Below are 25867 nucleotides of genomic sequence, written 5' to 3' on the forward strand. Positions count from 1 at the left end.
CCCCCCCCCCCCCCCCCCCCCCCCCCCCCCCCCCCCCCCCCCCCCCCCCCCCCCCCCCCCCCCCCCCCCCCCCCCCCCCCCCCCCCCCCCGCCGGGGTCCGGTCAGTGGTGGACGGGGTGGTCCGCGGAGGCCGTGCGGGGCCCGGGCACCCGGGAGGCGTCCGCCCCCGCCGCCGGCCCGGCGGGCGCGGCCCCCCGCCCGGCGGACGCCCCGGCGCCCTGCCCGCCGGTCCGCCGCGCCGCGTGCCGGCCGCGGCGGCGGGGGACCGGAACCGTGAGCGCGACCAGCAGCCCCAGGACGAGCGCGGCGGCGGAGATGACCGCGACCCCGATCCCGGTGCTCGTCCGCGAGAGCAGCAGCATGGCGATCGTCGACACGACGACGGTGGCGGAGCCGTAGGCGAGCTGTGCGGCAGTCGGACGCGGCATGGCTTCTTCCGTCCTCGAGGCGTGGAGGGGGGAGTCGCCTCAACAGATCGCGCACGCGTCAAGTGACTCCCCTAGGGCTTGCCCGGACGGAGTGACAGGTAAGCGTGAGCTTACCCACGGTGCCGGGGCACGGAGGGGCGCACGGCGTCGCACGTCCGGTCGCAATACCCGGAATGCCCGGGCCACGGGGAGGTCTTCGCCCCGGATGGGGCGGTATGGCGACGGAACGTCCGAATAGCGGAACTCGCTGACCGCATAGTGCAGTTGTAAGGAAGAAGTCAAGGTCTGTCTTTTCTTTAGACTCTCCGGTCAAATGTCGTCACTTGAGACGCGCGCCGCGCGGAACCCCCCGCTCCTATGGAGACGTTCCGACCCACGTTGCGGCCGCGGGAGGGGAACGACATCAAGTGACCGCAAACTCCGCCAGGCGTCGCGCGCTGCGCGCCGCCGCCGTCGGCGTGACCCTGGCCGCCACCGCGGCCTCGGGCGCCTTCTTCACCACGGCCCAGGCCACCACCGCTTCGGGCAACGCTCCGGCTGTCGACAAGCAGGACCCGAGCTCCCCCGCGAAGGAGCAGGTCCAGCACAACCTCGAAACCCCGTTCAGCAAGCAGAACGCGCAGGCGCGCGAAGCAGCCCTCGACCAGGTGCTGACGGGCAAGAAGAACGTCGAGCAGCGCGGTGCTTCGAAGGTCGTCAAGCTCGACGACAAGAAGTACGTCGAGCTGGGCCGCGAGAAGACCGACAAGATCTTCACGATCCTCGTGGAGTTCGGCGACCAGGTCGACAACACGACCATGCACGACCCTGACGGCCCCGAGGGCCCGAAGCCGGCCGAGCCGAAGTACGGCGGCACCCCCGGCCCGCTGCACAACACGATCGCGCAGCCCGACCGCGCGACCAACAACAGCACGGCCTGGCGCAAGGACTTCAGCCGCGAGTACTTCCAGGACCTGTACTTCGGTACGGGTCAGGGCAAGGAGTCGCTGAAGACCTACTACGAGAAGACCTCCTCGGGCCGCTACTCGGTCGAGGGCGAGGTCTCCGACTGGGTCAAGGTCCCGTACAACGAGGCCCGTTACGGCTCGAACTTCTGCGGCCAGTCCAACTGCTCCAACGTGTGGGACACCGTCCGCGACGGCGTCACCGCGTGGACGGAGGCCCAGAAGAAGGCCGGCAAGACCGACGCCCAGATCAAGGCCCAGCTGGCGCAGTACGACCAGTGGGACCGCAACGACTTCGACGGCGACGGCAACTTCAACGAGTCCGACGGCTACATCGACCACTTCCAGATCGTCCACGCGGGCGAGGACGAGTCGGCCGGCGGCGGCGCGCAGGGCAAGACCGCGCTGTGGGCGCACCGCTGGTACGCGTACGGCACGGACGTCGGCAAGACCGGCCCGGCGAACAACAAGGCCGGCGGTACCCAGATCGGCGACACCGGCATCTGGGTCGGCGACTACACGGTGCAGCCGGAGAACGGCGGCCTGGGCGTCTTCGCGCACGAGTACGCCCACGACCTCGGCCTGCCGGACCTGTACGACACCTCCGGTGGCGGCGAGAACTCGGTCGGCTTCTGGTCCCTGATGTCCGCGGGCTCCTGGCTCGGCCAGGGCAAGGACTCCATAGGCGACCTCCCGGGCGACATGACCGCCTGGGACAAGCTCCAGCTGGGCTGGCTGAACTACGACACGGCCAAGGCCGCGACGAAGTCCACCCACAAGCTGGGCGTGGCCGAGTACAACACCAAGGACAAGCAGGCGCTGGTCGTCGAGCTGCCGAAGAAGCAGGTCAAGACCGACATCGTCGCTCCCGCCGAGGGTTCCTCGCAGTGGTGGAGCCAGATGGGTGACGACCTCAAGAACACCCTGACCCGGTCGGTCGACCTGACCGGCAAGAAGTCCGCCGCCCTCTCCCTCAAGGGCTGGTGGGACATCGAGGCCGACTACGACTTCCTCTACACCGAGGTGTCCACGGACGGCGGCGCCACCTGGACCGCCCTGGCCGGCACCGCCGACGGTGCGGCCATCCCGGCCGACGCCTCCGGCAGCCCGTCGCTGACCGGCACCTCCGGCGCCTGGAAGGCGCTGAACTTCCCGCTGGACGCCTACGCGGGCAAGAAGGTCGACCTCCGCTTCCGTTACCAGACGGACGGCGGCGCGGGCGGCAAGGGCTTCACGGCCGACGCCGTCACCCTGACCGCGGACGGCGCCGCGCTGTTCACCGACGGCGCCGAGAACGGCGACAACGGCTGGACCGGCAAGGGCTTCGAGCGGATCGGCGCGGGCTTCACCAAGGAGTACCCGCAGTACTACCTCGTGGAGAACCGCCGCTACGTCTCGTACGACTCCACCCTCAAGGTGGGCCCGTACAACTTCGGCTGGGCCAACACCAAGCCGGGCTGGGTCGAGCACTACCCCTACCAGGACGGTCTGCTGATCTGGCTGTGGGACAAGTCCCAGAAGGACAACAACACCAGCCAGCACCCGGGCCAGGGCCTGATCCTGCCGGTGGACGCCAACGCCAAGCCGATGAAGTGGTCGGACGGCACCCTGCTGCGGAACAAGATCCAGCCGTACGACGCCACGTTCAGCGCGTACTCCACGGACGCCTTCACCCTGCACAAGAACGGCGAGTCCCTCTTCGTCAAGCCGAAGCCCGCGAACATGGTCTTCGACGACCACAAGGGCAAGTACTACTACGACGAGAACCCGACCGGCTCGGTGAAGGTCACTGACACCAACACCAAGATCAAGATCGCCAAGGAGACCTACGACGGCCTCCAGATGACGATCGAGGTCGGCCCCGCCGTGAAGTAACTCGGTAAAGCCGCAGGTCAAAGCATGATCGGCCGTCGCCCTCTAGCGGGCGGCGGCCGATCGCGTTTAGATGCGTGGGCGACTGTTCTTATTGACGGGGGAGCTGAAGATCATGCCCGGTGGAGGTTTCGTCAGATTGCCAGGCGGCAGCGTGGTGGTCGCGCTCACGCTGCCGCGGCCGCCGTCCGCCGAGGGCGGCGACGACGGAAACGTACGCGTACTGGTACACGCCGCGAACCGGGCCCGCGCCCTGACCAGGCTGCGGAACCTCGGCATGCGGGCCGTGTACCTGCGGGGCAACGCGCAGCCCCCCACCCCGGACGAGGTCACCGCCGTCCTCCACCACCCCGACGGCCTGCTGTGGCGCGGGGCACCGGACCGCGCGCAGGAACTCTGGCACCCGATCCGCGCCCTCCTGGGCGGCTGACCCGGGCTCGGGCCGCCCCGGGCCACCGCGCGCCCGGCGCCCGCTCCGGCCGGCTCAGGCGTTCTGGCCGCCGACCAGGGTCACGCCGGCCGCCCGGAGCTCCTCCAGCGCCTTCCCGGTGGTGTGCGGGGCCACGGCGGCCGTCAGGTCCAGCAGGACGCGGGTGGTGAAGCCGGCGCGGGCGGCGTCGAGGGCGGTGGCCTTCACGCAGTGGTCGGTGGCGATGCCGACCACGTCCACCTCGCTCACGTGCCGCTCCCGCAGCCATTCGCTGAGGCCCCGGCCGTTCTCGTCGGTGCCCTCGAAACCGCTGTACGCGGCCTCGTAGGCGCCCTTGTCGAAGACCGCGGCGACCGCCCCGGAGGCGACGGCGGGGGCGAAGTTCGGGTGGAAGCCGACGCCCTCGGTCCCGGCGACGCAGTGCACCGGCCAGGACGTCTCGTAGTCCGGTTCGGCCGGGGGCCGGGCGAAGTGCGACCCCGGGTCGACGTGGTGGTCCCGCGTCGCGACGACGTGCCGGTAGCCGGGGGTGGTCTGCCCGATCAGCTCGGTGATCGCGGCGGCGACGTCGGCCCCGCCGGTGACCGCGAGGCTGCCGCCCTCGCAGAAGTCGTTCTGTACGTCGACGACGATCAGTGCGCGGTGCATGTCGCGTGTCCTTCGGGTCGGTGTGTGTGGTCGTGCGGTGCGGCGGGCCCCGCGGGGGCTCTTGCCCCACCGCGCCCCTTCCCGAAACTGCGGGACCGACCCCCGGAGAACGCCGCGGGGCCGGGCCGCCGCGCGGGGGCGGCCTCAGTAAAGGGTCTCCGTCGGGAGCACGGCCTCGCCCCGGGAGAGCTGGGTCGCGGAGAGGGGCAGCCCGGCGCGGGCCGTGCGGTGGCGATCGCGGGCGGCCTCCAGCGGCTCGCGGGCCACCACCTCGCCCCCCTTCACCAGCTGGACCAGCAGCTGGGCGTCGGCCAGCGCGGCCGGGACCGGTCCCGTGCCGACGACCTCCGCCTCGGCGACCCCGTCGGAGTCCAGCCGGCGCGCCGCCCACTTGCGCCCGCCGACGGAGGTCTTGCCGCCCGAGGACTTCTTCGCCACCGGCACCAGCGGCGCCTTCGGGTCGGCCGACGCCGCCCGCGCGACCAGCTTGTAGACCATCGAGCACGTCGGGTGCCCGCTGCCGGTCACCAGCTGGGTCCCCACCCCGTACGCGTCCACGGGTGCGGCCGCCAGCGAGGCGATGGCGTACTCGTCCAGGTCGGAGGTGACCACGATCCGGGTGCCCGTGGCGCCCAGCTCGTCCAGCTGCTGGCGCACCCGGTGCGCCACCAGCAGCAGGTCGCCGGAGTCGATGCGCACCGCCCCCAGGCCCGTCCCGGCGACGTCCACCGCCGTGCGGACCGCCTCCGCGACGTCGTACGTGTCCACCAGCAGGGTGGTCCCGCTGCCCAGCGAGGTGACCTGCGCGGTGAAGGCGTCCCGCTCGCTGTCGTGCACGAGGGTGAAGGCGTGCGCGCTGGTGCCGACCGTCGGGATCCCGTACCGGAAGCCGGCCGCCAGGTCCGAGGTGGAGCTGAAGCCGCCCACGTACGCGGCCCGCGAGGCCGCGACCGCCGCCAGCTCGTGCGTCCGGCGCGCCCCCATCTCGATCAGCGGCCGGTCACCGGCGGCCGAGGCCATCCGGGAGGCGGCCGCCGCGATGGCGGAGTCGTGGTTGAGGATCGAGAGGATCACCGTCTCCAGCAGCACGCACTCGGCGAAGCTGCCCTCGACCCGCAGGACCGGCGACCCGGGGAAGTAGACCTCCCCCTCGGGGTAGCCCCAGATGTCACCCGAGAAGCGGTACGACGCGAGCCAGTCCAGCGTCCGCATGTCGACCACGGCCCGGTCCCGCAGGAACTCCAGCACCGCGCTGTCGAACCGGAAGTTCTCGACGGCGTCCAGGACGCGCCCGGTGCCCGCCACCACCCCGTAGCGGCGCCCCTCGGGCAGCCGCCGGGTGAAGACCTCGAAGACCGAGCGGCGGTCGGCGGTGCCGTTCGCCAGGGCTGCCTGGAGCATCGTCAGCTCGTAGTGATCCGTGAAGAGCGCTGTCGACGGCACGTCCACCGGCAGGCCCAGGTCCGCAGGGTTCATGCCACGGATGCTAGCGCACATTTCGTCAAACTGACGAGATGTGGGGGTCCGTTTGTGCGACCGGCCCGCCACAGTGGCAGCATGGGACGAGTGAGTGTTGCTCCTATTGAGATCGAACGCACCGAATCCGCCGAGGAGACCTTCGCGGTCCCCGAACCGGACGTCCCGTGGGTGACCCTGGTGCACAACGACCCGGTCAACCTCATGAGCTACGTGACGTACGTGTTCCAGGCGTACTTCGGATACCCCAAGGACAAGGCGACCAGGCTGATGCTCGACGTCCACAACAAGGGCAGGGCGGTCGTCTCCAGCGGCACCCGCGAGGAGATGGAGCGGGACGTGCAGGCCATGCACGGCTACGGGCTGTGGGCGACCCTCTCGCAGGACCGCGGCTGATGGGCGGCGTGTTCGAGCCGCTGAAGGGCGGCGGGGCCGCCGTGGCCCTGGACGAGATCGAGATCTCCATCCTGCGCTCGCTGGCCGTGCAGCTGCTGGAGCTGATCGGTCCGGGCGAGCCGGAACCCGAGGCGGACGCCGACCCGCTGGCGGCGCTGTTCGCCTCCGACGGCCCCACCGAACCCCCGTCCGACCCGGCGCTGGCCCGGCTCTTCCCCGACGCCTACGGGGGCCCCGAGGGCCCGCGCCCGGGGCAGGACGCCGAGGAGCTGCGGGCCCGCTCGGCGGAGTTCCGCCGCTTCACCGAGAACGACCTGCGCACCCGCAAGCGGGAGGACGCGCTGGCCGTCGTACGCAGCCTCGACACCCTCACCCCGGCCGGCGACGGGGCGGCGGTGCTGGAGCTGACCGGCGAGCTGCCGCTGCGCTGGCTCGGCGCGCTCAACGACCTGCGGCTGACCATCGCGGCCCGGCTCGACATCGCCGAGGACGACGAGAGCGCGATGCTGTTCCGGCTCCCGGACGACGACCCGCGCAAGCCGATGGTGATGGCGTACCTCTGGCTGGGCGGGCTCCAGGAGACGCTCATCGAGACCCTCTGACCGCGCGCGGGCGGCCGCGGGGCCGACGGCCGTCCGCCGATCGCCCGGCGTGCGGCCGGCGAACGTCAAATGCGCCTTCGCGTTCGCTCAGCGGACGCTCAAATCCGGATAACGATCAGATCACCGCCATGCGGTGATCTGATCCATTTCAGCGGCTATGTCCCGGTATTACCGTGCCGAAGGCCGCTTCTGCGCCCTTTTCCCACCCGTAAGCCCGTGATAAATCTTCACGATCGCCGACGGGACGCCACCCATGTCCCCCGGCCCGCTTGAACCGGCTGACCGCCGGCGTGCACTCCATCCGTATCCGGGGGGATCGAGGACCCGATCCGCAGCCGTTCCAGGCGCGGGTCGGCGTGGAGAAAGGCGCACCAAGACATGACCTCTGTGCAGGTCGAGCAGCACGACAGGACGCCCGGCGAGGGCGGTCAGGGCGAGGGCGACGGGGAGGGTTACCACCGGGCGCTCGGAGCCCGCCAGATCCAGATGATCGCGATCGGCGGAGCCATCGGCACCGGCCTGTTCCTCGGCGCGGGCAAGGCGATCTCCAAGGCCGGACCGAGTCTGATCCTGGCCTACGCCATCGCCGGACTGGTCATCTTCTTCATCATGCGGGCCCTGGGCGAACTGCTCATGTACCGCCCCGTCTCCGGCTCCTTCTCGGACTACGCCCGCGAGTTCCTGGGCCCGTTCTGGGGTTACGCGACCGGCTGGACGTACTGGCTGTTCTGGGTGGTCACCGGCATCACCGAGGTCACCGCCGCCGCGAAGTACATGGCGTACTGGACGGACGACAGCTTCCCGCAGTGGGCGTACGCCCTGATCTTCACCGTGATCCTCTACGCCGCCAACCTGATCTCCGTGAAGCTCTTCGGTGAGCTGGAGTTCTGGTTCTCCATGGTCAAGGTCACCGCCATCGTCGGCATGATCCTGATCTGCGCCGGCATCCTCACCATCGGCTTCTCCGACGCGGCCGCCACCGCCTCCGTCTCCAACCTGTGGAGCGACCGCGGCTTCTTCCCCAACGGCATCGGCGAGACGCTGATGACCCTGCAGATCGTGATGTTCGCCTTCCTCGCGGTCGAGCTGGTCGGCGTCACCGCCGGCGAGTCCAAGGACCCCGCGAAGACCCTGCCCAAGGCCATCAACACCGTGCCGTGGCGCATCGCCGTCTTCTACGTCGGCGCGCTCATCATGATCATGTCGGTCATCCCGTGGTCCAACTTCAAGGCCGGCGAGAGCCCCTTCGTCCTCGCCTTCGAGAAGATGGGCCTCGGCATCGGCGCCGCGATCGTCAACTTCGTCGTGCTGACCGCCGCCCTGTCCTCCTGCAACTCGGGCATGTACTCCACCGGCCGCATGCTGCGCGACCTCGCGCTCAACGGCCAGGGCCCGAAGTTCTTCACCAAGCTCACGAAGAACGGCACCCCGCTGGTCGGCACCACCTTCTCCGCCGCCCTGATGCTGGTCGGCGTCTGGATCAACTACGTCGCCCCGGGCAAGGCCTTCGACTACGTCGTCTCCTTCGCCACCATCTCCGGCATGTGGGCCTGGGTCATGATCCTGGTCTGCCAGATCCGCTACCGCGCCAAGGCCGACCGCGGGGAGCTGCCCCAGTCCTCCTTCCGCGCCCCCGGCGCCCCCTGGACCAGCTGGTTCGCCCTGCTGTTCATCGGCATGGTCATCGTGATGATGGGCGTCGACAAGGACTCCCGCGTCTCGCTCTACTGCGCCCCGCTGTGGGGTCTGGTCCTGGGTGTCTCCTACCTGGTCCTCAAGGCCCGCAACCCGCGCGGAGCCGCCTTCAACAAGGTCGCCCGCTGACCCGCGGAACCTGAGCCCCCGGCCGCCGTCACGGCCGGGAAACACGCCCCGGGCCCCGCGCCCGGGGCGTTGTGTCCACCATTCGGGCCCTCGCGTACCACTCCTCGGTACGAGAGGGCCCGTCTGCTTATCCTGTGGCTCATGCTGACCCTCACCCAGGCCCTGTACGACCAGATCGTCGAGCACGCCCGCAAGGACCACCCGGACGAGGCGTGCGGCGTGGTGGCCGGCCCGGCGGGCACCGGCCGCCCCGAGCGGTTCATCCCGATGCTCAACGCGGCCCGCTCGCCCACGTTCTACGAGTTCGACTCGAAGGATCTGCTCAAGCTCTACCGCGAACTGGACGACCGGGACGAGGACCCCGTGATCGTCTACCACTCGCACACCGCCACCGAGGCCTACCCCTCGCGCACGGACGTCACGTACGCGAACGAGCCCGGCGCGCACTACGTCCTGGTCTCCACGGCCGACCAGGACGGCCTCGGCGAGTTCCAGTTCCGCTCCTACCGGATCGTCGACGGCGTGATCACGGAGGAAGAAGTGCAGGTCGTGGCCGCCTACTGACCACGATGTGAGCCGACGGCGTCCACGATGCGGGATCACACTCCAAACGGGGGACCGGGAATCGTTAACATGACCGCATGGTTTCCCACGACGTGAGCATCGAGACGCCCGGCAGGCTGCTGCTCGTGGCGCGGCTGCACGTCGACCTGTGCCGCCTCGCCAGCGCCATCTGTCCTGCCGCCTGAGCACCCGGCCCCCTCCGCGCGGGGCAGCACGAACGCGCGCCCGCACACTCCTTCGCCCCTTTCACGACACTGGAGCCTGCCATGGCCATCGAGGTCCGCATCCCCACCATCCTCCGCACCTACACCGACGGCGAGAAGGCCGTCAACGGCGAGGGCGCCACCCTCTCCGAGCTGTTCGCGGACCTGGAGACCCGCCACAAGGGCATTCGCGAGCGACTCGTCGACCAGGACGCCGGCGGCCAGCTGCGCCGCTTCGTGAACGTCTACCTCAACGACGAGGACGTCCGCTTCATCGACGGCATCTCCACCGCCCTCAAGGACGGCGACAGCGTCACCATCCTCCCGGCCGTGGCCGGCGGCTCGAAGTAATGCGGTACGACTCCCCCCTCGCGGCGGTCGGCAACACCCCGCTGGTGCGCCTGCCGCGACTGTCCCCCTCGGCGGACGTCCGCATCTGGGCCAAGCTGGAGGACCGCAACCCGACCGGCTCGATCAAGGACCGCCCCGCGCTCCACATGGTCGAGCAGGCGGAGAAGGACGGCCGACTGTCGCCCGGCTGCACCATCCTGGAACCGACCTCCGGCAACACGGGCATCTCGCTCGCGATGGCCGCGAAGCTCAAGGGCTACCGGATCGTGTGCGTGATGCCGGAGAACACCTCGCAGGAACGCCGCGACCTTCTCGCGATGTGGGGAGCCGAGATCATCTCGTCGCCGGCCGCGGGCGGTTCCAACACCGCGGTACGGGTGGCGAAGGAGCTGGCGGAGCAGAACCCCTCCTGGGTGATGCTCTACCAGTACGGGAACCCGGACAACGCGGGCGCCCACTACGCCACGACCGGCCCGGAGATCCTCGCCGACCTCCCGTCGATCACCCACTTCGTGGCGGGCCTGGGCACGACGGGCACCCTCATGGGCGTCGGCCGCTACCTCCGCGAGAACGTCCCCGGAGTGAAGATCGTCGCCGCCGAGCCGCGCTACGACGACCTCGTCTACGGCCTGCGCAACCTCGACGAGGGCTTCGTCCCCGAGCTGTACGACGCCTCGGTGCTCACCACCCGCTACTCGGTCGGCTCGGCCGACGCGGTGACCCGCACCCGTGAACTCCTCCAGCAGGAGGGCATCTTCGCGGGCGTCTCCACCGGAGCCGCGCTGCACGCGGCGATCGGCGTGGGCCGCAAGGCGGTCGCCGCCGGGGAGTCCGCCGACATCGTCTTCGTCGTGGCCGACGGCGGCTGGAAGTACCTGTCGACCGGCGTCTACACGGCGGCGACCACGGAAGAGGCCATCGAGGTCCTCCAGGGCCAGCTCTGGGCCTGAGGCCCGTACGCACGGCACGCACGGCGCGGCTCGATGACGCCGCCGGGACCGCAAGCACGCGGACCCGGCGGCGTCCCGCGTTCCGGCGTCGGAGCGCCGGTTCACCCGGCCGGCCCCCACCGGGTCGCCCGGCCGGACCCCCGCGCGCACGCTCGGTACGACCGGTTCCCCCAGCAGGAAGGTGGCGACATGACCACCACCCCGGGCAGTACCTCCCCCTCGGCCCCGGCCGGCGCCCGCGGCCCAGGACCGGGCTCCGCCGACGCGTGGGCCACCGGCGGTGCCGCCTTCGCCGGTGTCCTGATGGCCGTCAGCGGCGTGTTCAGCGTCCTGGAGGGCATCGCCGCCCTCGCCCGGGACGAGGTGTACCTGCCGGTCGGCGACTACACCTTCAGGTTCGACCTCACCGCGTGGGGCTGGATCCACCTGGTCCTCGGCGCCGTCGTCCTCGTCGTCGGCGTCGGCATCCTCAAGGGCGCCCCGTGGGGCCGGACCGCCGGCGTCGTCCTGGCCGCCCTCTCGGTGGTGTTCCACTTCCTGTGGCTGCCCTACCAGCCCCTGTGGGCGCTCATCGCGATCGCCGTCGGGGTGTTCGTCATCTGGGCGCTGTGCACGGACAGGACCGGCGCCCGCGTCTGACGCGGCGTCCGGCCGCCCGGCCCCCGCCCCGGCTCCGCGCCGCACCCCCGCACCCCGCGGCGGGTGCGGCGCGCCGTCACGCCCCGTCGGCGTCGCCCAGCAGCTCGGCCAGCACCGCCGCGTGACTGGCGGCGGGGTCCTTGACCGCCGTCAGCAGGGTCAGCGGGCCCGCCGCCGCCACCTCCCGCAGCCGGACCAGTTCCGCCCGGGCCTCCGGAGCCGCCAGCTCCGCCTCGTACCGCTGGCGGAACTCCTGCGGCGAACCGCCCGCGTGGAACCACGTGCGCAGCTCCGCCGACGGCGTCACCGCCCGCGGCCACTCGTCCACCGCGGCCGCCGCCTTCGACAGCCCCCGGGGCCACAGCCGGTCCACGAGGACCCGCACCCCGTCCGCCCCCGGCTCGGGAGGATCGTAGACGCGCCGCAGCCGGATCACCCCGCACCGCCCCCCAGCCCCTTGGCCTCGTCCCACAGCACCGGGTCCAGAGTCCCCATGGGTGTGCGGAACTCCCACAGCGACACCTCCTCGGGCCGGTCCGCCTCCAGGAACCCGCCCCGGCCGTGCGCGCCGGCCGTCCCCGGCGGCAGCGGGATCACCCCGGCCCGCCGGTCGTCGTACTTCCCGGCGATCCAGGCCACCCGCGCCCGGTGCGCCCGTACCGCCAGCACCAGGCAGGTCCGGCCGTCCGCCAGGCGCCACAGCTCGCCCGGCCGCACCCGCGGCGGCGGCGCCGTTCCGCGCGGCGGGGGCGCCACCGTCACCGCCCTGCTCCGCCGGGGGAGCAGCACCACCACCGCCACGGCGACCGCCGCCAGGAGAGCGGGCCACCACGACGTGTCCATGTTCCGACCGTAGCCGCGCGGGCGGCACCCGGCGCGGCAACGGCACGCCGCGGAACGGCAACGCCCGTACCCCCCGTCGCTCCCCTGGGTGACACGGCAGGTGATTCCCCCCACAACGGCCCGCCGCGGAGGAGCGACCGGAGGTTTCGCGCCTTACGCTCGACCCACGCACGGCCCGCATTCCGTCCACGGACCGTCCACGGAGGTTCACGCTCCATGAAGCTCACCGTCGTCGGCTGTTCGGGGTCCTTCCCGGCCGCGGATTCGGCATGTTCGAGCTATCTCGTCGAGGCCGACGGCTTCCGGCTGCTCCTCGACATGGGCAACGGTTCCCTCGGAGCGCTCCAGCGCCACTGCGGCCTCTACGACCTCGACGCGATCTTCCTGAGCCATCTGCACGCCGACCACTGCATCGACATGTGCGCCTACTTCGTCGCCCGCTACTACCGGCACGAGGGCGGCCGCTGCGGGACCATCCCCGTCTACGGGCCCGAGGGCACCGAGCAGCGCCTGATCACGGCGTACGAGGACGTCCCCGACGAGCGTTCGATGAGCGAGGTCTTCGACTTCCGCACGCTGAAGTCCGCCGCCTTCGAGATCGGCCCGTTCACGGTCCGCACGGAGAAGGTCTGCCACCCGGTCGAGTCGTACGGCATCCGCGTCGAGCACGGCGGGCGCGTGCTGGCGTACTCCGGTGACACCGGGGTCTGCCCCGAGCTGGGCAAGCTGGCGGAGGGCGCCGACCTCTTCCTGTGCGAGGCGTCCTTCACGCACGGCAAGGAGGACATCCCGGACCTCCACCTCAACGGCCGCGAGGCGGGCGAGTACGCGCGCGACGGGCGGGTCGGGCGGCTCGTGCTGACGCACATCCCGCCGTGGACGGACGCCGCGCAGAACCTCGCGGACGCCCGGGCGGTCTACGACGGCCCGGTCGACCTCGCGTACGCGGGCGCCGAGTACGAGGTCTGACGTACGGGAGCACGACGCGGCCCCCGCCTCCCTTCCGGGAGAGCGGGGGCCGCGTCGCGCAGTGCCGCCTGCGAAACCCCGGGGCCGTGAGAGGCCCCGGGGGGTCCTACTTGGCCTCGGCCTTCGCCAGCTCGGCGAGCTCCTCGTCCGACTCGCGGCCCGGGGTGGGCAGGTTCCACTTGGTGATCGCGAAGCGGAAGATCGCGTAGTAGAGGGCCGCGAAGCACAGACCCACCAGGACGAGCATCCACGGCTTGGTGGCGATGCCCAGGTTCAGGAAGAAGTCGATCGCGCCGGCGGAGAAGCCGAAGCCGTCCTTCATGCCGAGGGCCCAGGTCAGCGCCATGGACACACCGGTCAGGACCGCGTGGACGGCGTACAGCACCGGGGCGATGAACATGAAGGTGAACTCGATCGGCTCGGTGACACCGGTGACGAACGCGGTGAGCGCGAGGGAGAACATCATGCCGCCGACGACCTTGCGGCGCTCGGGGCGGGCGCAGTGGACGATCGCCAGGCAGGCGGCCGGGAGGGCGAACATCATGATCGGGAAGAAGCCGGTCATGAACTGTCCGGCGCTCGGGTCGCCGGCGAGGAAGCGGCCGATGTCACCGCTCTTGCCGTTGTACTCGCCCGCCTGGAACCACGGGAAGGAGTTGAGCAGATGGTGCATGCCGACCGGGATCAGCGCGCGGTTGGCGACGCCGAAGATGCCCGCGCCGACGGCGCCGGAGCCGACCAGCCACTCACCGAAGCCGTGGATGCCCTTGCCGAGGACCGGCCAGATCAGACCGAAGAGGATGCCGATGAACAGGCCCGCGAAGGCGGAGAGGATCGGGACCAGACGGCGGCCGCCGAAGAAGCCCGCCCAGTCCGGCAGCTTGGTCCGGTAGAACTTCTGGTAGAGCAGGGCGACGACGAGGCCCATCACCACACCGCCGAGGACCTTGGCGTCCACGGGCGCCTCGACCATCGCGACCTTGCCGTCGACCACCTTGGCGATCTTCGGCAGGCTGGAGTCGGTGAAGGTGGCGAGCACCTTCTGGAAGACCAGGTAACCGGTGACGGCGGCCAGGGCCGTCGAACCGTCGGACTTCTTGGCGAAGCCGATCGCGATGCCGACGGCGAACAGCAGCGCCATGTTGCCGATGATCGCGTCACCACCGGCCGCCATGTACGTGGCGATCTTGTTGATGAAGTCCGGCAGCGACGCCTTGCCGAGCATGTCGTCCTGGCCGAGGCGGATGAGCAGAGCGCCGGCGGGCAGCACGGCAACGGGGAGCATGAGGCTCCGGCCGATGCGCTGCATGACGGCCATCACGCCAGCGCCCTTCTTCTTCTCCGCAGCGGTCGCTGTGGACATGGGTTCCTCCAGAGGACAAGGCGCTGCCTGGGGACATGGAAAACGGGGGTGGCGGCGTCTCGGAAAAGGGGGACCACAGGCCGCTCGGCAGCCGCATGGTCTACACCATTGGGTGGTGTAGACCAGTTGTAGCACGGTCGGGGTTAGATAAGGAACCTTCGATTTCCTGTGGCCTGTGCCACAGGACGAAGGGCCTCCGGATCAACGGATCCGGAGGCCCTGGCCCGTGTCACAGGGCGCGTCACGCCTTGGTGTTCTCCGCCTGCATCGCGGCGATCTCCTCGTCCGACTCCCGGCCCGGCGTCGGGATGTCCCACCTCGTGATCGCGAAGCGGAACACCACGTAGTAGACCACCGCGAAACCCAGCCCGATGGGAATGATCAGCCAGGGCTTCGTCGCCAGACCCCAGTTGATGACGTAGTCGATCAGACCGGCCGAGAAGCTGAACCCGTCGTGGACCCCCAGCGCCCACGTCACCGCCATCGACACTCCCGTCAGCACCGCGTGCACCACGTACAGCGCCGGCGCCACGAAGAGGAAGGAGTACTCCAGGGGCTCCGTGATCCCCGTGACGAAGGACGTCAGGCCCACCGACAGCATCAGCCCGCCGACCTCCTTGCGCCGCTGCGGCTTCGCACAGTGCGCGATCGCCAGCGCCGCCGCCGGCAGGGCGAACATCATGATGGGGAAGAACCCGCTCAGGAACTGCCCGGCATCCGGATCGCCCGCCAGGAACATGTTGATGTCGCCGTGGACCGTCGCCCCGTCCGGCTTGGTGAAACTGCCGAACTGGAACCACACCGGCACGTTCAGGAACTGGTGCAGGCCGATCACCAGCAGCGCCCGGTTCGCGACACCGAAGATCCCCGCACCCCAGGCACCCAGGCCCACCAGCCAGTCCGAGAAGCCCTCCAGCGCGTCACCGACCGGCGGCCACACCCACAGGCACAGCGCCGCGAAGGCGATCGCCACGAACGACATGATGATCGGGACCAGCCGGCGCCCGTTGAAGAAGCCCAGCCAGTCGACCAGCTTCACCCGGTGGTAGCGCTGCCAGAACCAGGCCGTGAGCAACCCCATCACGATGCCGCCGAACACCCCCGGATTCTGGTACGCGTACCCGGCGAAGGTGTCCGTCGGAGTCAGGCAGCCGCCCCCGACGTCCTTCGTGCCGGACGGACACGGCTTCGGGAAGGCGTGCAGCACGCCCCGGTAGACGAGGAACCCCGCCACCGCCGCCAGCGCCGTCGAGCCGTCCGCCTTCTTCGCCATGCCGATCGCGACGCCGACGCAGAACAGGAGGGGCAGACCCAGATCGGCGTCCAGCAGGGCCCCGCCCGCACCCGCCATCACCTTGGCCACGGCCGTCCAGTCCAGCCCGTCCGCACCGAACACGTCCGGCTGCCCGAGCCGGTTCAGGATGCCCGCGGCCGGAAGCACCGCGATCGGCAGCTGGAGACTGCGCCCCATCTTCTGCAGCCCCTGGAACAAGCCGTTCCACCACTGCCCGCGCGGCACCGCCGCTGCGCTGCTCGCGCTCATCCGCGTCTCCCTCGACCGGCCCGTTTTGGCACGCGCAGCCCGTGCGGCACACTGGTGTAGACCAGTTGTGGGCAGGTGGCTGCTGATCGTCATCATTCGGCAGGAACCCGGCCCGCGCCCGCACAGATAGGCCAAGCGTGAGCCACCTGAGCTACCGTGACAAAGCGGACGCAGCGGGTAGCCGGGCACGGCCGCACAGACCCGTTCTTCGAAACACTCAGGGAGAAACACATGGCCACCAAGGCTGAGAAGATCGTCGCCGGGCTCGGCGGCATCGAGAACATCGAAGAGGTCGAGGGCTGCATCACCCGCCTGCGCACCGAGGTCGCCGACCCCTCCCTCGTCGACGAAGCCGCCCTCAAGGCCGCCGGCGCCCACGGCGTCGTCAAGATGGGCACCGCCATCCAGGTCGTCATCGGCACCGACGCCGACCCGATCGCCGGCGAGATCGAAGACATGATGTGAGCTGAACCCACCGCTCACCCGCCCCGCCACGGGGCAGAACGAGGACCCCGTACCGGCCCACCGGACGGGGTCCACGCGTACCCCCGCACCGACTAGGCTCACACCATGTCTCGCATCGACGGCCGCACGCCCGAACAGCTCCGCCCGGTCACCATCGAACGCGGATGGAGCAAGCACGCAGAGGGCTCCGTCCTCATCTCCTTCGGAGACACCAAGGTCTTCTGCACCGCCTCCTTCACCGAAGGCGTCCCGCGCTGGCGCAAGGGCAGCGGCGAAGGCTGGGTCACCTCCGAGTACTCGATGCTGCCCCGCTCCACCAACACCCGGGGCGACCGCGAATCCGTCCGCGGCAAGATCGGCGGCCGCACGCACGAGATCTCCCGCCTCATCGGCCGCTCGCTGCGCGCCGTCATCGACTACAAGGCCCTCGGCGAGAACACCATCGTCCTGGACTGCGACGTCCTCCAGGCCGACGGCGGCACCCGCACCGCCGCCATCACCGGCGCCTACGTCGCCCTCGCCGACGCCATCGCCTGGGGCCAGAAGAAGAAGCTCATCAAGGCCGGCCGCAAGCCCCTGACCGGCACCGTCGCCGCCGTCAGCGTCGGCATCGTCGACGGCGTCCCGCTCCTCGACCTCTGCTACGAGGAGGACGTGCGCGCCGAGACCGACATGAACGTCGTCTGCACCGGCGACGGCCGCTTCGTCGAGGTCCAGGGCACCGCCGAGGGCGAGCCCTTCGACCGCAAGGAACTCAACGCCCTCCTCGACCTCGCCGCCGGCGGCTGCGCCGACCTGGAGGCCCTCCAGCTCGGCGCCCTGGACCTCCAGGTCCCGTAGCAACCACCGGCCGCGGCCACGCGTCTACGCGGATACGGGCGCACGGTCTCACCACCGTGCGCCCGTCCACGCATCCGAGCCTTTCCCGGGGGAATCCATGAAGCCGAAACTCCGCATCGCCGCCGTAGCCGTGGCGGCCGTCCTGACCGTCCCCGCCCTGACGTCCTGCGACGCCATCTCCACCGCCATGGACTGCGCCAACACGGCCGTCGCCATAGCGGACAGCGTGGGCGACCTCCAGCAGGCCGTCTCCAACGCCGGCAACAGCGTCCAGGACACCCAGAACGCGCTGGACCAGGTCGAGACCAACCTCAAGAAGATCAAGGACACGACCGGCAACGCCGACCTCGGCAAGGCCGTCGACTCCATGAGCACGGCCGTCAAGAACGTCCGCACCGCGGTCAACAACGGCGACGCCACCCCCGACGTCCAGCCCGTCGCCGACGCCGCCGCCGAGATCTCCAAGGTCTGCACGCCGGGATAATGGCCGCATGACCCGCCTGATCCTCGCGACCCGCAACGCGGGCAAAGTCACCGAGCTCCGCGCCATCCTGTCCGCCGCCGGCCTGCCGCACGAACTGGTCGGCGCGGACGCGTACCCCGAGATCCCCGACGTCAAGGAAACCGGCGTCACCTTCGCCGAGAACGCCCTCCTCAAGGCCCACGCCCTGGCCCGTGCCACCGGCCTGCCCGCGGTCGCCGACGACTCGGGGCTCTGCGTCGACGTCCTGAACGGCGCCCCCGGCATCTTCTCCGCCCGCTGGGCCGGCGCCCACGGCAACGACCGCGCCAACCTGGACCTCCTCCTGGCCCAGCTCGGGGACATCCCCTCGGAACACCGCGGCGCCCACTTCTTCTGCGCGGCGGCCCTCGCCCTCCCGGACGGCACCGAACGCGTCGTGGAAGGCCGCCTCCTGGGCACCCTCCGCCACACCCCGGCGGGCGGCGGCGGCTTCGGCTACGACCCGATCCTCCAGCCCCTGGGCGAGACCCGCACCTGCGCGGAACTCACGGCGGACGAGAAGAACGCCATCTCCCACCGCGGCCAGGCCTTCCGCGCCCTCGTCCCGGTGATCCGGGAACTGCTGGGCTGAGGCCCCGACACCACAACGGCCGATCACCTCGTGACGAGGTGATCGGCCGTATGCGGTGGGCCCGGTGGGACTCGAACCCACGACACACCGGACCTAAACCGGCGCCCTCTGGCCAGCTGGGGTACGGGCCCGCGCCCACTACCTTACTGGTCTCCGGATGCTCGTTGTGAAGGGAGTGACAGCCTTGATCGTTTGGCGAAGGTCGGCGTCTGGCTGTGGCACGAAGGGCACAGATAGCGGAGGTTTTCCCGCCGGTTGTCGAGCCTGTCACCGTTGATGTGATCGATCTCCAGGACGAGCCGACGGCCCCGCCAACGGTCTCCCGTACCGCACTCCGCGCATCGGTGCGGCACGCCCAAGTCGTCCAGGGCTCGACGCAGCGTCGCCGTCTGGGTGCGAGAGGAGCCGACTTCGCGTCGTGTCAGGATCGCCTCCGGCGGCTTGCGCGTGGGGGAGGGTCGGCCGATGGCGTGCCCCTGGCCCGTGAAGTGCTCCGTCGGGAGCCCGTATTCCTCGATGCTCCGCCTGGCCCTGGCGCGTGCGGCACCGTCGGAGGGGTGGTGGCCGAGTGCCCGCATGACCCCCGCCATGCTCTTCGAGCCGGCGACAGCAGGCGCGATCTCTTCGCGGGCGAAGAAGCGCCGTGATGCGGGAGTATCACGACGGGAGAAGTGGGACGTGTCTATCCCGAACCGGTCGAGAAGCTTTGCGATATGGGAGTGGGCGCTGCTGTACGGTTCGACGCCCATGTGGGCGAGCATCCCCGTGATGCTGTCCGTGCGGGCGGCCGCTTCCCGGAGCCGCTCTTGCGTGTAGCGCTCCCGGACCCGGACGGGCAGTGGCTCGTCGACGAAGTGGGACGTGTCGATGCCGTAGTGATCCAGCCTGTCACGCAGGTACCGGTGTGGGCCGGACAGCAGCGGGGTGTCCAGGCGTTTCATGAGGTCGACCAGGCTAGTGGCCAACGGCGCGGTGTGGCTGAGCAGTTCCCTGGAATACCTGACCCGGCTCATGCGGCATTCCTCGCCTTGCGTCCGCGGTAGGTGTCCGTTGCCGCATGGCAGTTGGGGCACAGGAGCCGCAGGTTCTCCCGCCGGTTGTCCCACCAGTTGCCGTTGATGTGATCGACCTCGTGTCGAAGCGGCTTGTTGTTCCACTCCGGTCCCACTCCGCACTCGGCGCATTCCTCAGGGACGCCGGCCTTCAGTAGCTGTCGTCGCAAGCGCTCGCCGGGCACACGGCCGTCCTGCGGGTCCCGGAGCGAGAGCGTCGGTCCCAGAGCCCCCTTGGGGCGCGGCTTCCGCAGGGCGAGGAAATGCGATGTGTCGATGCCGAGAGACGCGATCCGCCGGGCGATGTGCGTTTGGTTGCCGCCGACGTTGCTGATGCCCAGGCGACTGACCACCTCCGAGACGGACGTGGACTCGGCGACCAGCTCCCGGAGCCGTTCCTCCGTGTGACGTGCCCATGTCGCAGGAAAGTGCGAACAGTCGATCTCGGCCTCTCGCATCTTCGCCCGCAGGTAGCGCCTGCTTCCGGCGCTCGGGGTGCCGCCGCACCATCGGACGGCGTCGTCCCAGTTGCTCGTCTCGCGGGCTGCGGCTTCCAGTAGCTCTCGTGTGTATCGGACTGGCATGGTTCTCCCCTTCCGGCCACCTGTGCGGCCCTCGCACGGAGTAACGGGCGGGTAGCCGGACCGTTACGGGATTTTTCGTGCGATAAACGGAAAGCCCCGCACCACTTCTGGTGCGGGGCTTTCCGGGGCGGTGGCAGGCGTCAGATGCCCAGGTCCTTGATGATCTTCGCTACGTGGCCGGTGGCCTTGACGTTGTAGAAGGCGTGCTCGACCTTGCCCTCCTCGTCCACGACCACCGTGGAGCGGATCACCCCGGTGACCGTCTTGCCGTACAGCTTCTTCTCGCCGAACGCCCCGTACGCCGTCAGGGTCTCCTTCTCCGGGTCCCCGACGAGGGTGACCTTCAGGTGCTCCTTCTCGCGGAACTTCGCGAGCTTCTCCGGCTTGTCCGGGGAGACGCCGATGACGTCGTAGCCGGCCGTGGCCAGGACGTCCAGGTTGTCCGTGAAATCACAGGCCTGCTTGGTGCAGCCCGGGGTCAGGGCCGCCGGGTAGAAGTACACGATGACCTTGCGGCCCTTGTGGTCGGCGAGCGAGATCTCCTTGCCGTCCGCGTCGGGCAGGGTGAAGGCGGGGGCGATGTCGCCCGGCTGGAGTCGCTCGCTCATGTCAGTGCTCTCCTCGGGAGGGGATCCGTACGGCATGAGCCTAAGCTGACTGAGCTGACAGACTGTCCATGACGGATCAAGCCCATACGTGACGACACGACGACGGAGGCAGCGCGGTGCCGGAAGCCAGGACCCCCGCACAGATCGAGGCGGACATCGTCCGCCGCCGCGAGCAGCTCGCCGAGACGCTCGACGAGATCGGCGTGCGCATGCACCCGCAGACGATCATCGGGGACGCGAAGGCGCGGGTCGCCTCGACGGTGGACCACACGGCCGGCCGCGCCTTCGTCGCGGTGAACCGGCTCGTCACCGACGTGAAGGACGGCCTGCGCCACGAGGACGGCGCCCCGCGCCTCGAGCGGATCGTGCCGGTCGTGCTCCTCGCGGTCGGCGTGGTGGGGCTGCTCGTGGCCTCCTCGCGCCGCAAGCGGTGACGAGGCGGTGACGAGGCGGTGACCACCCTCCGGCTCACGGGGCGGGTGGCGGCAGGTAGGTTCGAGGCGTGAGCGAGAACACGACCCACGACAAGCTGCCCATCCGCATGCTCCACGACCGCGTGCTCGTGAAGTCCGACACGCCCGAGGGCGAGCGGCGCTCGGGCGGCGGCATCCTGATTCCGGCGACGGCCGCGGTGGGCAAGCGGCTCGCCTGGGCCGAGGTCGTCGCGGTCGGGCAGAACGTGCGCAGCGTCGAGACGGGCGACCGCGTGCTGTACGACCCGGAGGACCGGGCCGAGGTGGAGGTGCGCGGGGCGACGTACGTGCTGATGCGCGAGCGGGACCTGCACGCCGTGGCCTCGGAGCGGTTGGAGGGGTCGAAGGACTCCACCGGTCTGTACCTCTGATCCGTTCTGCGGGAGAGGGCCGGTGACAGGGGTCACCGGCCCTTTCGCATGCCCTTTGCTACGGTGGAACGGAATCCCCGACGAGACGCGCCGTACCGGGTGGCAGGACGGAAAGACGACGCACCCCCCTTTCCGTTCTCGTCCCGGAGGTGCCTGTCATGGCCTGGGTTCTTCTTCTCGTCGCCGGTCTGCTCGAGGTCGGCTGGTCCATCGGCATGAAGTTCACCGAGGGCTTCACGCGGCTGTGGCCGTCGGTGTTCACCGGTGCGGGGATCGTCGCCAGCATGGTGCTGCTGTCGTACGCGGCCAAGACCCTGCCCATCGGTACCGCGTACGGCGTCTGGGTGGGTATCGGTGCGGCCGGGGCGGCCGTGCTCGGCATGGTGGTGCTGGGGGAGCCCGTCACCGCCGCCCGGATCTTCTTCATCTGTCTGCTGCTGGTGGCGGTGGTGGGGCTGAAGGCCACGTCCGGGCACTGACCGGCTCATTCGAGGAACTCGGCGGGCGGGCGGCGGCGGCCCTGGGTGGTGCCGCCGTCGGTCTGGCCGCCGTCGGTCCGGCCGCCCTCGGTGTCGCCGCCGTTCGTTTGGCCGCCAGTGGTCTGACCTCCGTTGGTCTGGCCGCCGGTGGTCTGGCCGCCGTTCGTCTGGCCGCCCTGCGTCTGGCCGCCGTTCGTTTCGCCGCCGGTGGTCTGGCCCCCGTTGGTCTGGCCGCCCTGCGTCTGCCCGCCCTGGGTCTGGCCGCCGTTCGCCGGGGTCGTCGGGGTGGGCGGCCCGGGCGGGGTGGGCCGGTCGGGCCGCTGCCACGGCGGGCGGCTGCCCTCGGGCTGCTGCGGGGTGGTGGGCGGGGGAGGCGGGAGCTGGGCCGCGCCCGGCTGGAGCTCCAGGTCGAATTCCTCCGGGTCCGTGGCCTCCAGGGCCTCCTTCGTGTAGGCGGCCCAGATCCGGGCCGGGTAGCCGCCACCTCCGATACGGGCCTCGCCCAGCGCCCCGTACAGGGACTGGAGGGTGCCCGTGTCCGGGTCCTGGCCCATGACCGAGACCACCGTGACCAGGTCGGGGGTGTACGCCGCGAACCAGGCCGCCCGGTCCAGTTCGGCGGTGCCCGTCTTGCCGGCCGCCGGGCGGCCGGCCGCCAGGGCCTCCGTACCGGTGCCGTTGTCGACGACGCTGATCAGCATGGAGGTGGTCGTGTCGGCGGCCTCCCGGCTGATGGCCTGTCGGGGGGTGCGGTCGGGGAGGGCGATGTCCTCGTCGTCCTTGGAGATCTTCTCCAGGAAGGTGTACGGGGTGTACCGGCCGTGGTCGGCCAGGGTCGCGTAGGCCTGGGCCATGTCGACGACGCTGGCCTGCATGGTGCCGAGCGCCATGGCCGGGCCGACGACGAGGTTCGGGGTGTTCTCGGGGATCCCGAGGTCGATGGCGGTCCGCTTGACCTTCTCGGTGCCGACGTCGACGACCATCTGCGCGAAGACGGTGTTGACGGAGAGGTCGGTGGCGGTGGTGACGGTGATGTCCCCGTACGACTGCCGGCCCTCGTTCTCGGGCGCGTACACGCTCCGGGTGCCGACGACGCGGCGCTTGTCGTCGCCGTTGTAGAGGGTGTTCGGGGTGATCCGGCGGCCGTCCTGGGTGCGGGAGTCGTTCTCGACCGCAGAGGCGAAGACGAACGGCTTGAAGGTGGAGGCGACCTGGTAGTCGTGCCGGGTCGCGTTGTTCACGTACTGCTTGGTGTAGTCGATGCCGCCGTAGAGGGCGACGACCTTGCCGGTGGCCGGGTCGACGGAGGCCCCGCCGGCCCGTACCAGGCGGTCCGCGGGGCGGGCGGCCGGGTCGAGCTTGTCGACCAGCTGCTTCTGGACGGCGTCGACGAAGGCGTTCTGGCGGCGCTTGTCGATGGTGGTGGTGATCCGGTAGCCGCCCTCGGCGAGGGTCTTGTCGTCGAGGATCTCGTGCTCGGTGATGTAGTCCTTGACGGCCTCGACGAGGTAGCCGCGCTGCCCGGACAGGCCGGCGGCCCCGCGCACCTTGCCGGGCTCGGGGAACCGTGCGGCGGCGCGCTCGCCGGCGGTCATCCACTTCTTCTTGACCATGCCGTCGAGCACGTAGTTCCAGCGGGCGACGGCACGGTCGCGGCTCCGGGGGTGGGAGACGACGTCGAAGGCGCTGGGGGAGTTGAGGAGGGTGGCGAGGTAGGCGCCCTCGGCGGTGGTCAGTTTGGTGACGTCCTTGCCGTAGTAGGCCTGGGTGGCGGCCTGGATGCCGTAGGCGTTGCGGCCGAAGTAACTGGTGTTCAGGTACCCCTCGAGGATGTAGTCCTTCGACTTCTCACGACCGAGTTTGATCGCGATGAAGAACTCCTTGACCTTCCGTTTGATCGTCTGTTCCTGGCCCAGGTAGTAGTTCTTGACGTACTGCTGGGTGATGGTCGAACCGGACTGGGTGCCCTTGCCGGTCGCCGTGTTCCAGGCGGCCCGGACCATCGCCTTGGGGTCCACCGCCCGTTCGGAGTAGAAGTCCCGGTCCTCGGCGGCCAGTACGGCTTCCTGGACGCCGAGGGGGATCTGGGAGAGCGGGACGTTGACGCGGTTGACCTCTCCGTCGCGGGCGAGCTGGGAGCCGTCGGCGTAGAGGTAGACATTGGACTGGGCGGTCGCGGCCGCGTTGGCCGGGGGGATGTCGACCAGCAGGTACCCGGCGACGAGCGCGCCGCCGAGCAGCAGGGCGAACAGCAGCAGGGTGCCGACGACCGTGCGCCAGGTGGGCAGGAAGCGGCGCCACCCGGTGCGCCCGCGCCCGCCTCCGGCCCCGGTGCGGCCGGCCCGGGGGCGGGACGCGGCCGGGTGCGCGGGGAGACTGCCCGGGGAGTCGGGATCACGGGGGGCCCAGCCCGGCGGTGGTGACGGGTCGCTCATCTCCGGGGCTCCTCGGGACCGTGGGAAATATCCACATCTGTTTCCTCATGGTGTCTACCCGATGGCCGGTGATTTGGCTCCGGACGGGCATGAAACGGTCGCGTGGCTCGCCCCTCCGCACTAAGCTCGCGCGCTTTGGCCGACGTGGCGCCGAGGCCTCCGGTCAGGCCGGTGCCCCGATGGCTCCGGCCTGGGAACGACGCGGGAAAGGGAGGGATACGGTGCGTCTCCATCCGGCCGTCGCGGCCGGCGGCTTCCGCCGCTGGCCGGGCGGGCTTCCGGCTGCTGGGGCGCGGCCGGCTGCCCCTGGCGGCCGGGGCGTGCGCCTTCACGTGGCCGGCGTTCCCGGCGGGGGAGTCGGCGGCGCCGCTGGTGGCGGCCCGGTACCCGCTGTTGGACCTGTCGGTGCGGGATCCGGACATCGAGGACGTGATCGCGCGGGTGTACGCGGGGCGGGGGTGAGGGGGTGGGCGGGCCTCTTGGGGTGGGGGTGGGGGTAGGGACAAATCAGGGTCGGGGCCGGGGTGGTGGGCCCGGTCTGTGCATAGGGTGGTCCACATGAGTGACGAGCGGCCGGAGAAGCCGTTGCCGGAGAAGACCTCGCTGGAGAAGGCGGCGTCGGCGGAGGCGCCTGGGGCCGGGGCGGCCGCGTCGGCGGGGGCGCCCGCGCTGAGGGCGTCGGACGCCGACCGCGAGCGGGTGGTGGACCGGCTGCGGGACGCGGTCGCCGAGGGGCGGCTCGACATGGAGGAGTTCGAGGAGCGCCTGGAGGCTGCGTACACGTCCCGTACGTACGCGGAGCTCGAACCCCTGACCCGCGACCTCCCGGCCCCCGGGTCCTCCCCGCCGTCTCCGGTCTCCCCCGCTGCTCCTTCCCGGTCCCCTTCCGCGTCCCGCTCCTCGTCCTGGCCGGACCGGATCGGCGGTACGGGGACCTCCGCCACGGCCGTCGCCGTCATGTCGGCCTTCCAGCGCAAGGGCCGCTGGACGGTGCCCGCCCGCTTCAACGCGGTGGCCGTCTGGGGCGGGGGCCAGCTGGACCTGCGCGAGGCGGACTTCGCGGAGCGCGAGGTCGTCATCACCTGCGTGGCCGTCATGGGCGGCATCGAGATCACCGTCCCGCCGGGCGTGGAGGTCGACGTACGGGGCATCGGCGTCATGGGGGCCTTCGACCAGGGCACGTCCCGGGAGAACCCCCCGGAGCCGGGCGCTCCGCGGGTGGTCGTGAACGGCTTCGCCCTCTGGGGCGGGGTGGCGGTCAAGGTCAAGCCGCCCAAGGGGCCGACGCCGGTGGACGGCGGGAGCCCGCGCAAGGAGCTCTAGGGGGTGTCCGGCGGGCCGGGCCGGCCGTGATCCGCCGGACACGCCCTGGCGACTCCAGCGGTACCGGCGGCGCGCCGGGAACTCCCCGGACCTCCCG

At 70.7% G+C, this 25867-nt stretch carries 30 protein-coding genes, 1 tRNA gene, 1 pseudogene and 1 riboswitch; of the genes and pseudogenes, 20 read left to right on the plus strand and 12 right to left on the minus strand.

The annotated features are described in order from the left end of the window. Positions 1–102 precede the first annotated feature (102 nt). Positions 103–429 (minus strand): hypothetical protein, encoded by a 327-nt coding sequence (locus ACZ4WZ_RS32530; protein WP_467896536.1) that lies wholly within the window; start codon positions 427–429, stop codon positions 103–105. Between the two features lie 407 nt (positions 430–836). Between ACZ4WZ_RS32530 and ACZ4WZ_RS32535 the strand changes: the two genes are divergently transcribed. Both ACZ4WZ_RS32535 and ACZ4WZ_RS32540 read left to right on the plus strand, forming a co-directional pair. Next, on the plus strand, positions 837–3248 hold the full coding sequence (locus ACZ4WZ_RS32535) for an immune inhibitor A domain-containing protein (RefSeq protein WP_467896538.1): 2412 nt from the start codon (positions 837–839) through the stop codon (positions 3246–3248). Positions 3249–3360: 112 nt separating this feature from the next. After that, entirely contained in the window at positions 3361–3675 is a 315-nt protein-coding gene (locus ACZ4WZ_RS32540) for a hypothetical protein (protein WP_467896594.1), read from the plus strand. Positions 3676–3729: 54 nt separating this feature from the next. Here ACZ4WZ_RS32540 and ACZ4WZ_RS32545 read toward each other — a convergent pair whose 3' ends face one another. Together ACZ4WZ_RS32545 and ACZ4WZ_RS32550 are read right to left on the minus strand one after the other, a co-directional pair. Continuing rightward, entirely contained in the window at positions 3730–4323 is a 594-nt protein-coding gene (locus ACZ4WZ_RS32545; RefSeq protein WP_467896540.1) for a nicotinamidase, read from the minus strand. Positions 4324–4467: 144 nt separating this feature from the next. Beyond that, positions 4468–5799, minus strand: coding sequence for a nicotinate phosphoribosyltransferase (locus ACZ4WZ_RS32550; RefSeq protein WP_388940957.1), 1332 nt, complete (start codon positions 5797–5799; stop codon positions 4468–4470). Positions 5800–5880: 81 nt separating this feature from the next. On the opposite strand from ACZ4WZ_RS32550, the gene clpS reads away from it, so the two are divergent. From clpS to ACZ4WZ_RS32590, 8 genes are all read left to right on the plus strand, one after another. Then, positions 5881–6195: an ATP-dependent Clp protease adapter ClpS gene (gene clpS / locus ACZ4WZ_RS32555; protein ID WP_388940960.1), complete on the plus strand. Its 315-nt coding sequence runs from the start codon at positions 5881–5883 to the stop codon at positions 6193–6195. After that, a complete protein-coding gene (locus ACZ4WZ_RS32560) occupies positions 6195–6797 on the plus strand; it encodes a DUF2017 domain-containing protein (RefSeq protein WP_467896542.1) in 603 nt (200 codons plus the stop codon). The genes clpS and ACZ4WZ_RS32560 overlap by 1 nt, the downstream gene beginning before the upstream one ends. Positions 6798–7175: 378 nt before the next feature. Then, positions 7176–8621, plus strand: a complete 1446-nt coding sequence (locus tag ACZ4WZ_RS32565) for an amino acid permease (RefSeq protein WP_467896544.1) — start codon at positions 7176–7178, stop codon at positions 8619–8621. Positions 8622–8762: 141 nt separating this feature from the next. Further along, on the plus strand, positions 8763–9185 hold the full coding sequence (locus ACZ4WZ_RS32570) for a M67 family metallopeptidase (RefSeq protein WP_388940968.1): 423 nt from the start codon (positions 8763–8765) through the stop codon (positions 9183–9185). Positions 9186–9262: 77 nt separating this feature from the next. Then, positions 9263–9370, plus strand: a complete 108-nt coding sequence (locus tag ACZ4WZ_RS32575; protein ID WP_311736929.1) for a putative leader peptide — start codon at positions 9263–9265, stop codon at positions 9368–9370. Between the two features lie 81 nt (positions 9371–9451). Next, positions 9452–9739 carry a MoaD/ThiS family protein gene (locus tag ACZ4WZ_RS32580; protein ID WP_388940971.1) on the plus strand — a complete coding sequence of 96 codons (288 nt, stop codon included), beginning with the start codon at positions 9452–9454 and terminating at the stop codon, positions 9737–9739. Beyond that, a complete protein-coding gene (locus tag ACZ4WZ_RS32585) occupies positions 9739–10689 on the plus strand; it encodes a PLP-dependent cysteine synthase family protein (protein WP_467896546.1) in 951 nt (316 codons plus the stop codon). Before ACZ4WZ_RS32580 ends, ACZ4WZ_RS32585 begins: the two co-directional genes overlap by 1 nt. A 189-nt stretch (positions 10690–10878) precedes the next feature. After that, complete coding sequence (locus tag ACZ4WZ_RS32590) at positions 10879–11328, plus strand: DUF7144 family membrane protein (protein WP_467896548.1); 450 nt, start codon at positions 10879–10881, stop codon at positions 11326–11328. A 76-nt stretch (positions 11329–11404) separates the two neighbouring features. Here the strand turns inward: ACZ4WZ_RS32590 and ACZ4WZ_RS32595 are convergent, their stop codons facing one another. Together ACZ4WZ_RS32595 and ACZ4WZ_RS32600 are read right to left on the minus strand one after the other, a co-directional pair. After that, positions 11405–11764, minus strand: a complete 360-nt coding sequence (locus tag ACZ4WZ_RS32595; RefSeq protein ID WP_467896550.1) for a DUF488 domain-containing protein — start codon at positions 11762–11764, stop codon at positions 11405–11407. Beyond that, entirely contained in the window at positions 11761–12171 is a 411-nt protein-coding gene (locus ACZ4WZ_RS32600; RefSeq protein WP_467896552.1) for a hypothetical protein, read from the minus strand. Before ACZ4WZ_RS32600 ends, ACZ4WZ_RS32595 begins: the two co-directional genes overlap by 4 nt. Before the next feature lie 216 nt (positions 12172–12387). On the opposite strand from ACZ4WZ_RS32600, the gene ACZ4WZ_RS32605 reads away from it, so the two are divergent. Next, complete coding sequence (locus tag ACZ4WZ_RS32605) at positions 12388–13140, plus strand: MBL fold metallo-hydrolase (protein ID WP_467896554.1); 753 nt, start codon at positions 12388–12390, stop codon at positions 13138–13140. A gap of 106 nt (positions 13141–13246) precedes the next feature. Here the strand turns inward: ACZ4WZ_RS32605 and ACZ4WZ_RS32610 are convergent, their stop codons facing one another. Together ACZ4WZ_RS32610 and ACZ4WZ_RS32615 are read right to left on the minus strand one after the other, a co-directional pair. Then, positions 13247–14503, minus strand: coding sequence for a PTS transporter subunit EIIC (locus ACZ4WZ_RS32610; RefSeq protein ID WP_467896556.1), 1257 nt, complete (start codon positions 14501–14503; stop codon positions 13247–13249). A 241-nt stretch (positions 14504–14744) separates the two neighbouring features. Next, positions 14745–16046 carry a PTS transporter subunit EIIC gene (locus ACZ4WZ_RS32615; RefSeq protein ID WP_467896558.1) on the minus strand — a complete coding sequence of 434 codons (1302 nt, stop codon included), beginning with the start codon at positions 16044–16046 and terminating at the stop codon, positions 14745–14747. 156 nt (positions 16047–16202) lie between these two features. Between ACZ4WZ_RS32615 and ACZ4WZ_RS32620 the strand changes: the two genes are divergently transcribed. The 4 genes from ACZ4WZ_RS32620 to rdgB all read left to right on the plus strand — a co-directional run bounded on the left by ACZ4WZ_RS32620 (position 16203) and on the right by rdgB (position 18445). Further along, positions 16203–16511, plus strand: coding sequence for a PTS sugar transporter subunit IIB (locus tag ACZ4WZ_RS32620; protein ID WP_388940991.1), 309 nt, complete (start codon positions 16203–16205; stop codon positions 16509–16511). A gap of 105 nt (positions 16512–16616) precedes the next feature. Beyond that, a complete protein-coding gene (rph, locus tag ACZ4WZ_RS32625) occupies positions 16617–17351 on the plus strand; it encodes a ribonuclease PH (RefSeq protein ID WP_467896560.1) in 735 nt (244 codons plus the stop codon). Positions 17352–17448: 97 nt separating this feature from the next. After that, on the plus strand, positions 17449–17835 hold the full coding sequence (locus ACZ4WZ_RS32630) for a hypothetical protein (RefSeq protein WP_467896562.1): 387 nt from the start codon (positions 17449–17451) through the stop codon (positions 17833–17835). A gap of 7 nt (positions 17836–17842) precedes the next feature. Continuing rightward, positions 17843–18445 carry an RdgB/HAM1 family non-canonical purine NTP pyrophosphatase gene (gene rdgB / locus ACZ4WZ_RS32635; protein ID WP_467896564.1) on the plus strand — a complete coding sequence of 201 codons (603 nt, stop codon included), beginning with the start codon at positions 17843–17845 and terminating at the stop codon, positions 18443–18445. A 56-nt stretch (positions 18446–18501) separates the two neighbouring features. Here the strand turns inward: rdgB and ACZ4WZ_RS32640 are convergent. From ACZ4WZ_RS32640 to bcp, 4 genes are all read right to left on the minus strand, one after another. Further along, positions 18502–18576: transfer RNA gene (locus ACZ4WZ_RS32640), tRNA-Leu, on the minus strand. Between the two features lie 12 nt (positions 18577–18588). Then, positions 18589–19458, minus strand: coding sequence for an HNH endonuclease (locus ACZ4WZ_RS32645; RefSeq protein WP_467896566.1), 870 nt, complete (start codon positions 19456–19458; stop codon positions 18589–18591). Further along, complete coding sequence (locus tag ACZ4WZ_RS32650) at positions 19455–20081, minus strand: HNH endonuclease signature motif containing protein (protein ID WP_467896568.1); 627 nt, start codon at positions 20079–20081, stop codon at positions 19455–19457. The genes ACZ4WZ_RS32645 and ACZ4WZ_RS32650 overlap by 4 nt, the downstream gene beginning before the upstream one ends. Positions 20082–20221: 140 nt before the next feature. Further along, positions 20222–20689 (minus strand): thioredoxin-dependent thiol peroxidase, encoded by a 468-nt coding sequence (gene bcp / locus ACZ4WZ_RS32655; RefSeq protein WP_467896570.1) that lies wholly within the window; start codon positions 20687–20689, stop codon positions 20222–20224. 116 nt (positions 20690–20805) lie between these two features. On the opposite strand from bcp, the gene ACZ4WZ_RS32660 reads away from it, so the two are divergent. The 3 genes from ACZ4WZ_RS32660 (at position 20806) to ACZ4WZ_RS32670 (ending at position 22012) form a co-directional block, all read left to right on the plus strand. Continuing rightward, positions 20806–21123, plus strand: coding sequence for a DUF3618 domain-containing protein (locus ACZ4WZ_RS32660; protein ID WP_388941009.1), 318 nt, complete (start codon positions 20806–20808; stop codon positions 21121–21123). A gap of 68 nt (positions 21124–21191) precedes the next feature. Then, positions 21192–21533 (plus strand): GroES family chaperonin, encoded by a 342-nt coding sequence (locus ACZ4WZ_RS32665; RefSeq protein ID WP_388941012.1) that lies wholly within the window; start codon positions 21192–21194, stop codon positions 21531–21533. Positions 21534–21587: 54 nt separating this feature from the next. Then, positions 21588–21658: riboswitch (guanidine-III (ykkC-III) riboswitch) on the plus strand. A gap of 33 nt (positions 21659–21691) precedes the next feature. Then, the gene (locus ACZ4WZ_RS32670; protein WP_467896572.1) at positions 21692–22012 is read left to right on the plus strand and encodes a DMT family transporter; all 321 of its coding nucleotides are present in this window, start codon (positions 21692–21694) and stop codon (positions 22010–22012) included. 5 nt (positions 22013–22017) lie between these two features. On the opposite strand, the gene ACZ4WZ_RS32675 is transcribed toward ACZ4WZ_RS32670, so the two are convergent. After that, entirely contained in the window at positions 22018–24447 is a 2430-nt protein-coding gene (locus ACZ4WZ_RS32675) for a transglycosylase domain-containing protein (RefSeq protein WP_467896574.1), read from the minus strand. 333 nt (positions 24448–24780) lie between these two features. Here ACZ4WZ_RS32675 and ACZ4WZ_RS32680 point away from each other — a divergent pair. Both ACZ4WZ_RS32680 and ACZ4WZ_RS32685 read left to right on the plus strand, forming a co-directional pair. Beyond that, positions 24781–24909: pseudogene (locus ACZ4WZ_RS32680) on the plus strand (methionine ABC transporter ATP-binding protein); the annotation flags it as partial. A gap of 96 nt (positions 24910–25005) precedes the next feature. Continuing rightward, on the plus strand, positions 25006–25770 hold the full coding sequence (locus ACZ4WZ_RS32685) for a DUF1707 SHOCT-like domain-containing protein (RefSeq protein WP_467896576.1): 765 nt from the start codon (positions 25006–25008) through the stop codon (positions 25768–25770). Positions 25771–25867: the final 97 nt, after the last annotated feature.

This window comes from Streptomyces sp. NPDC029122, assembly GCF_055569445.1.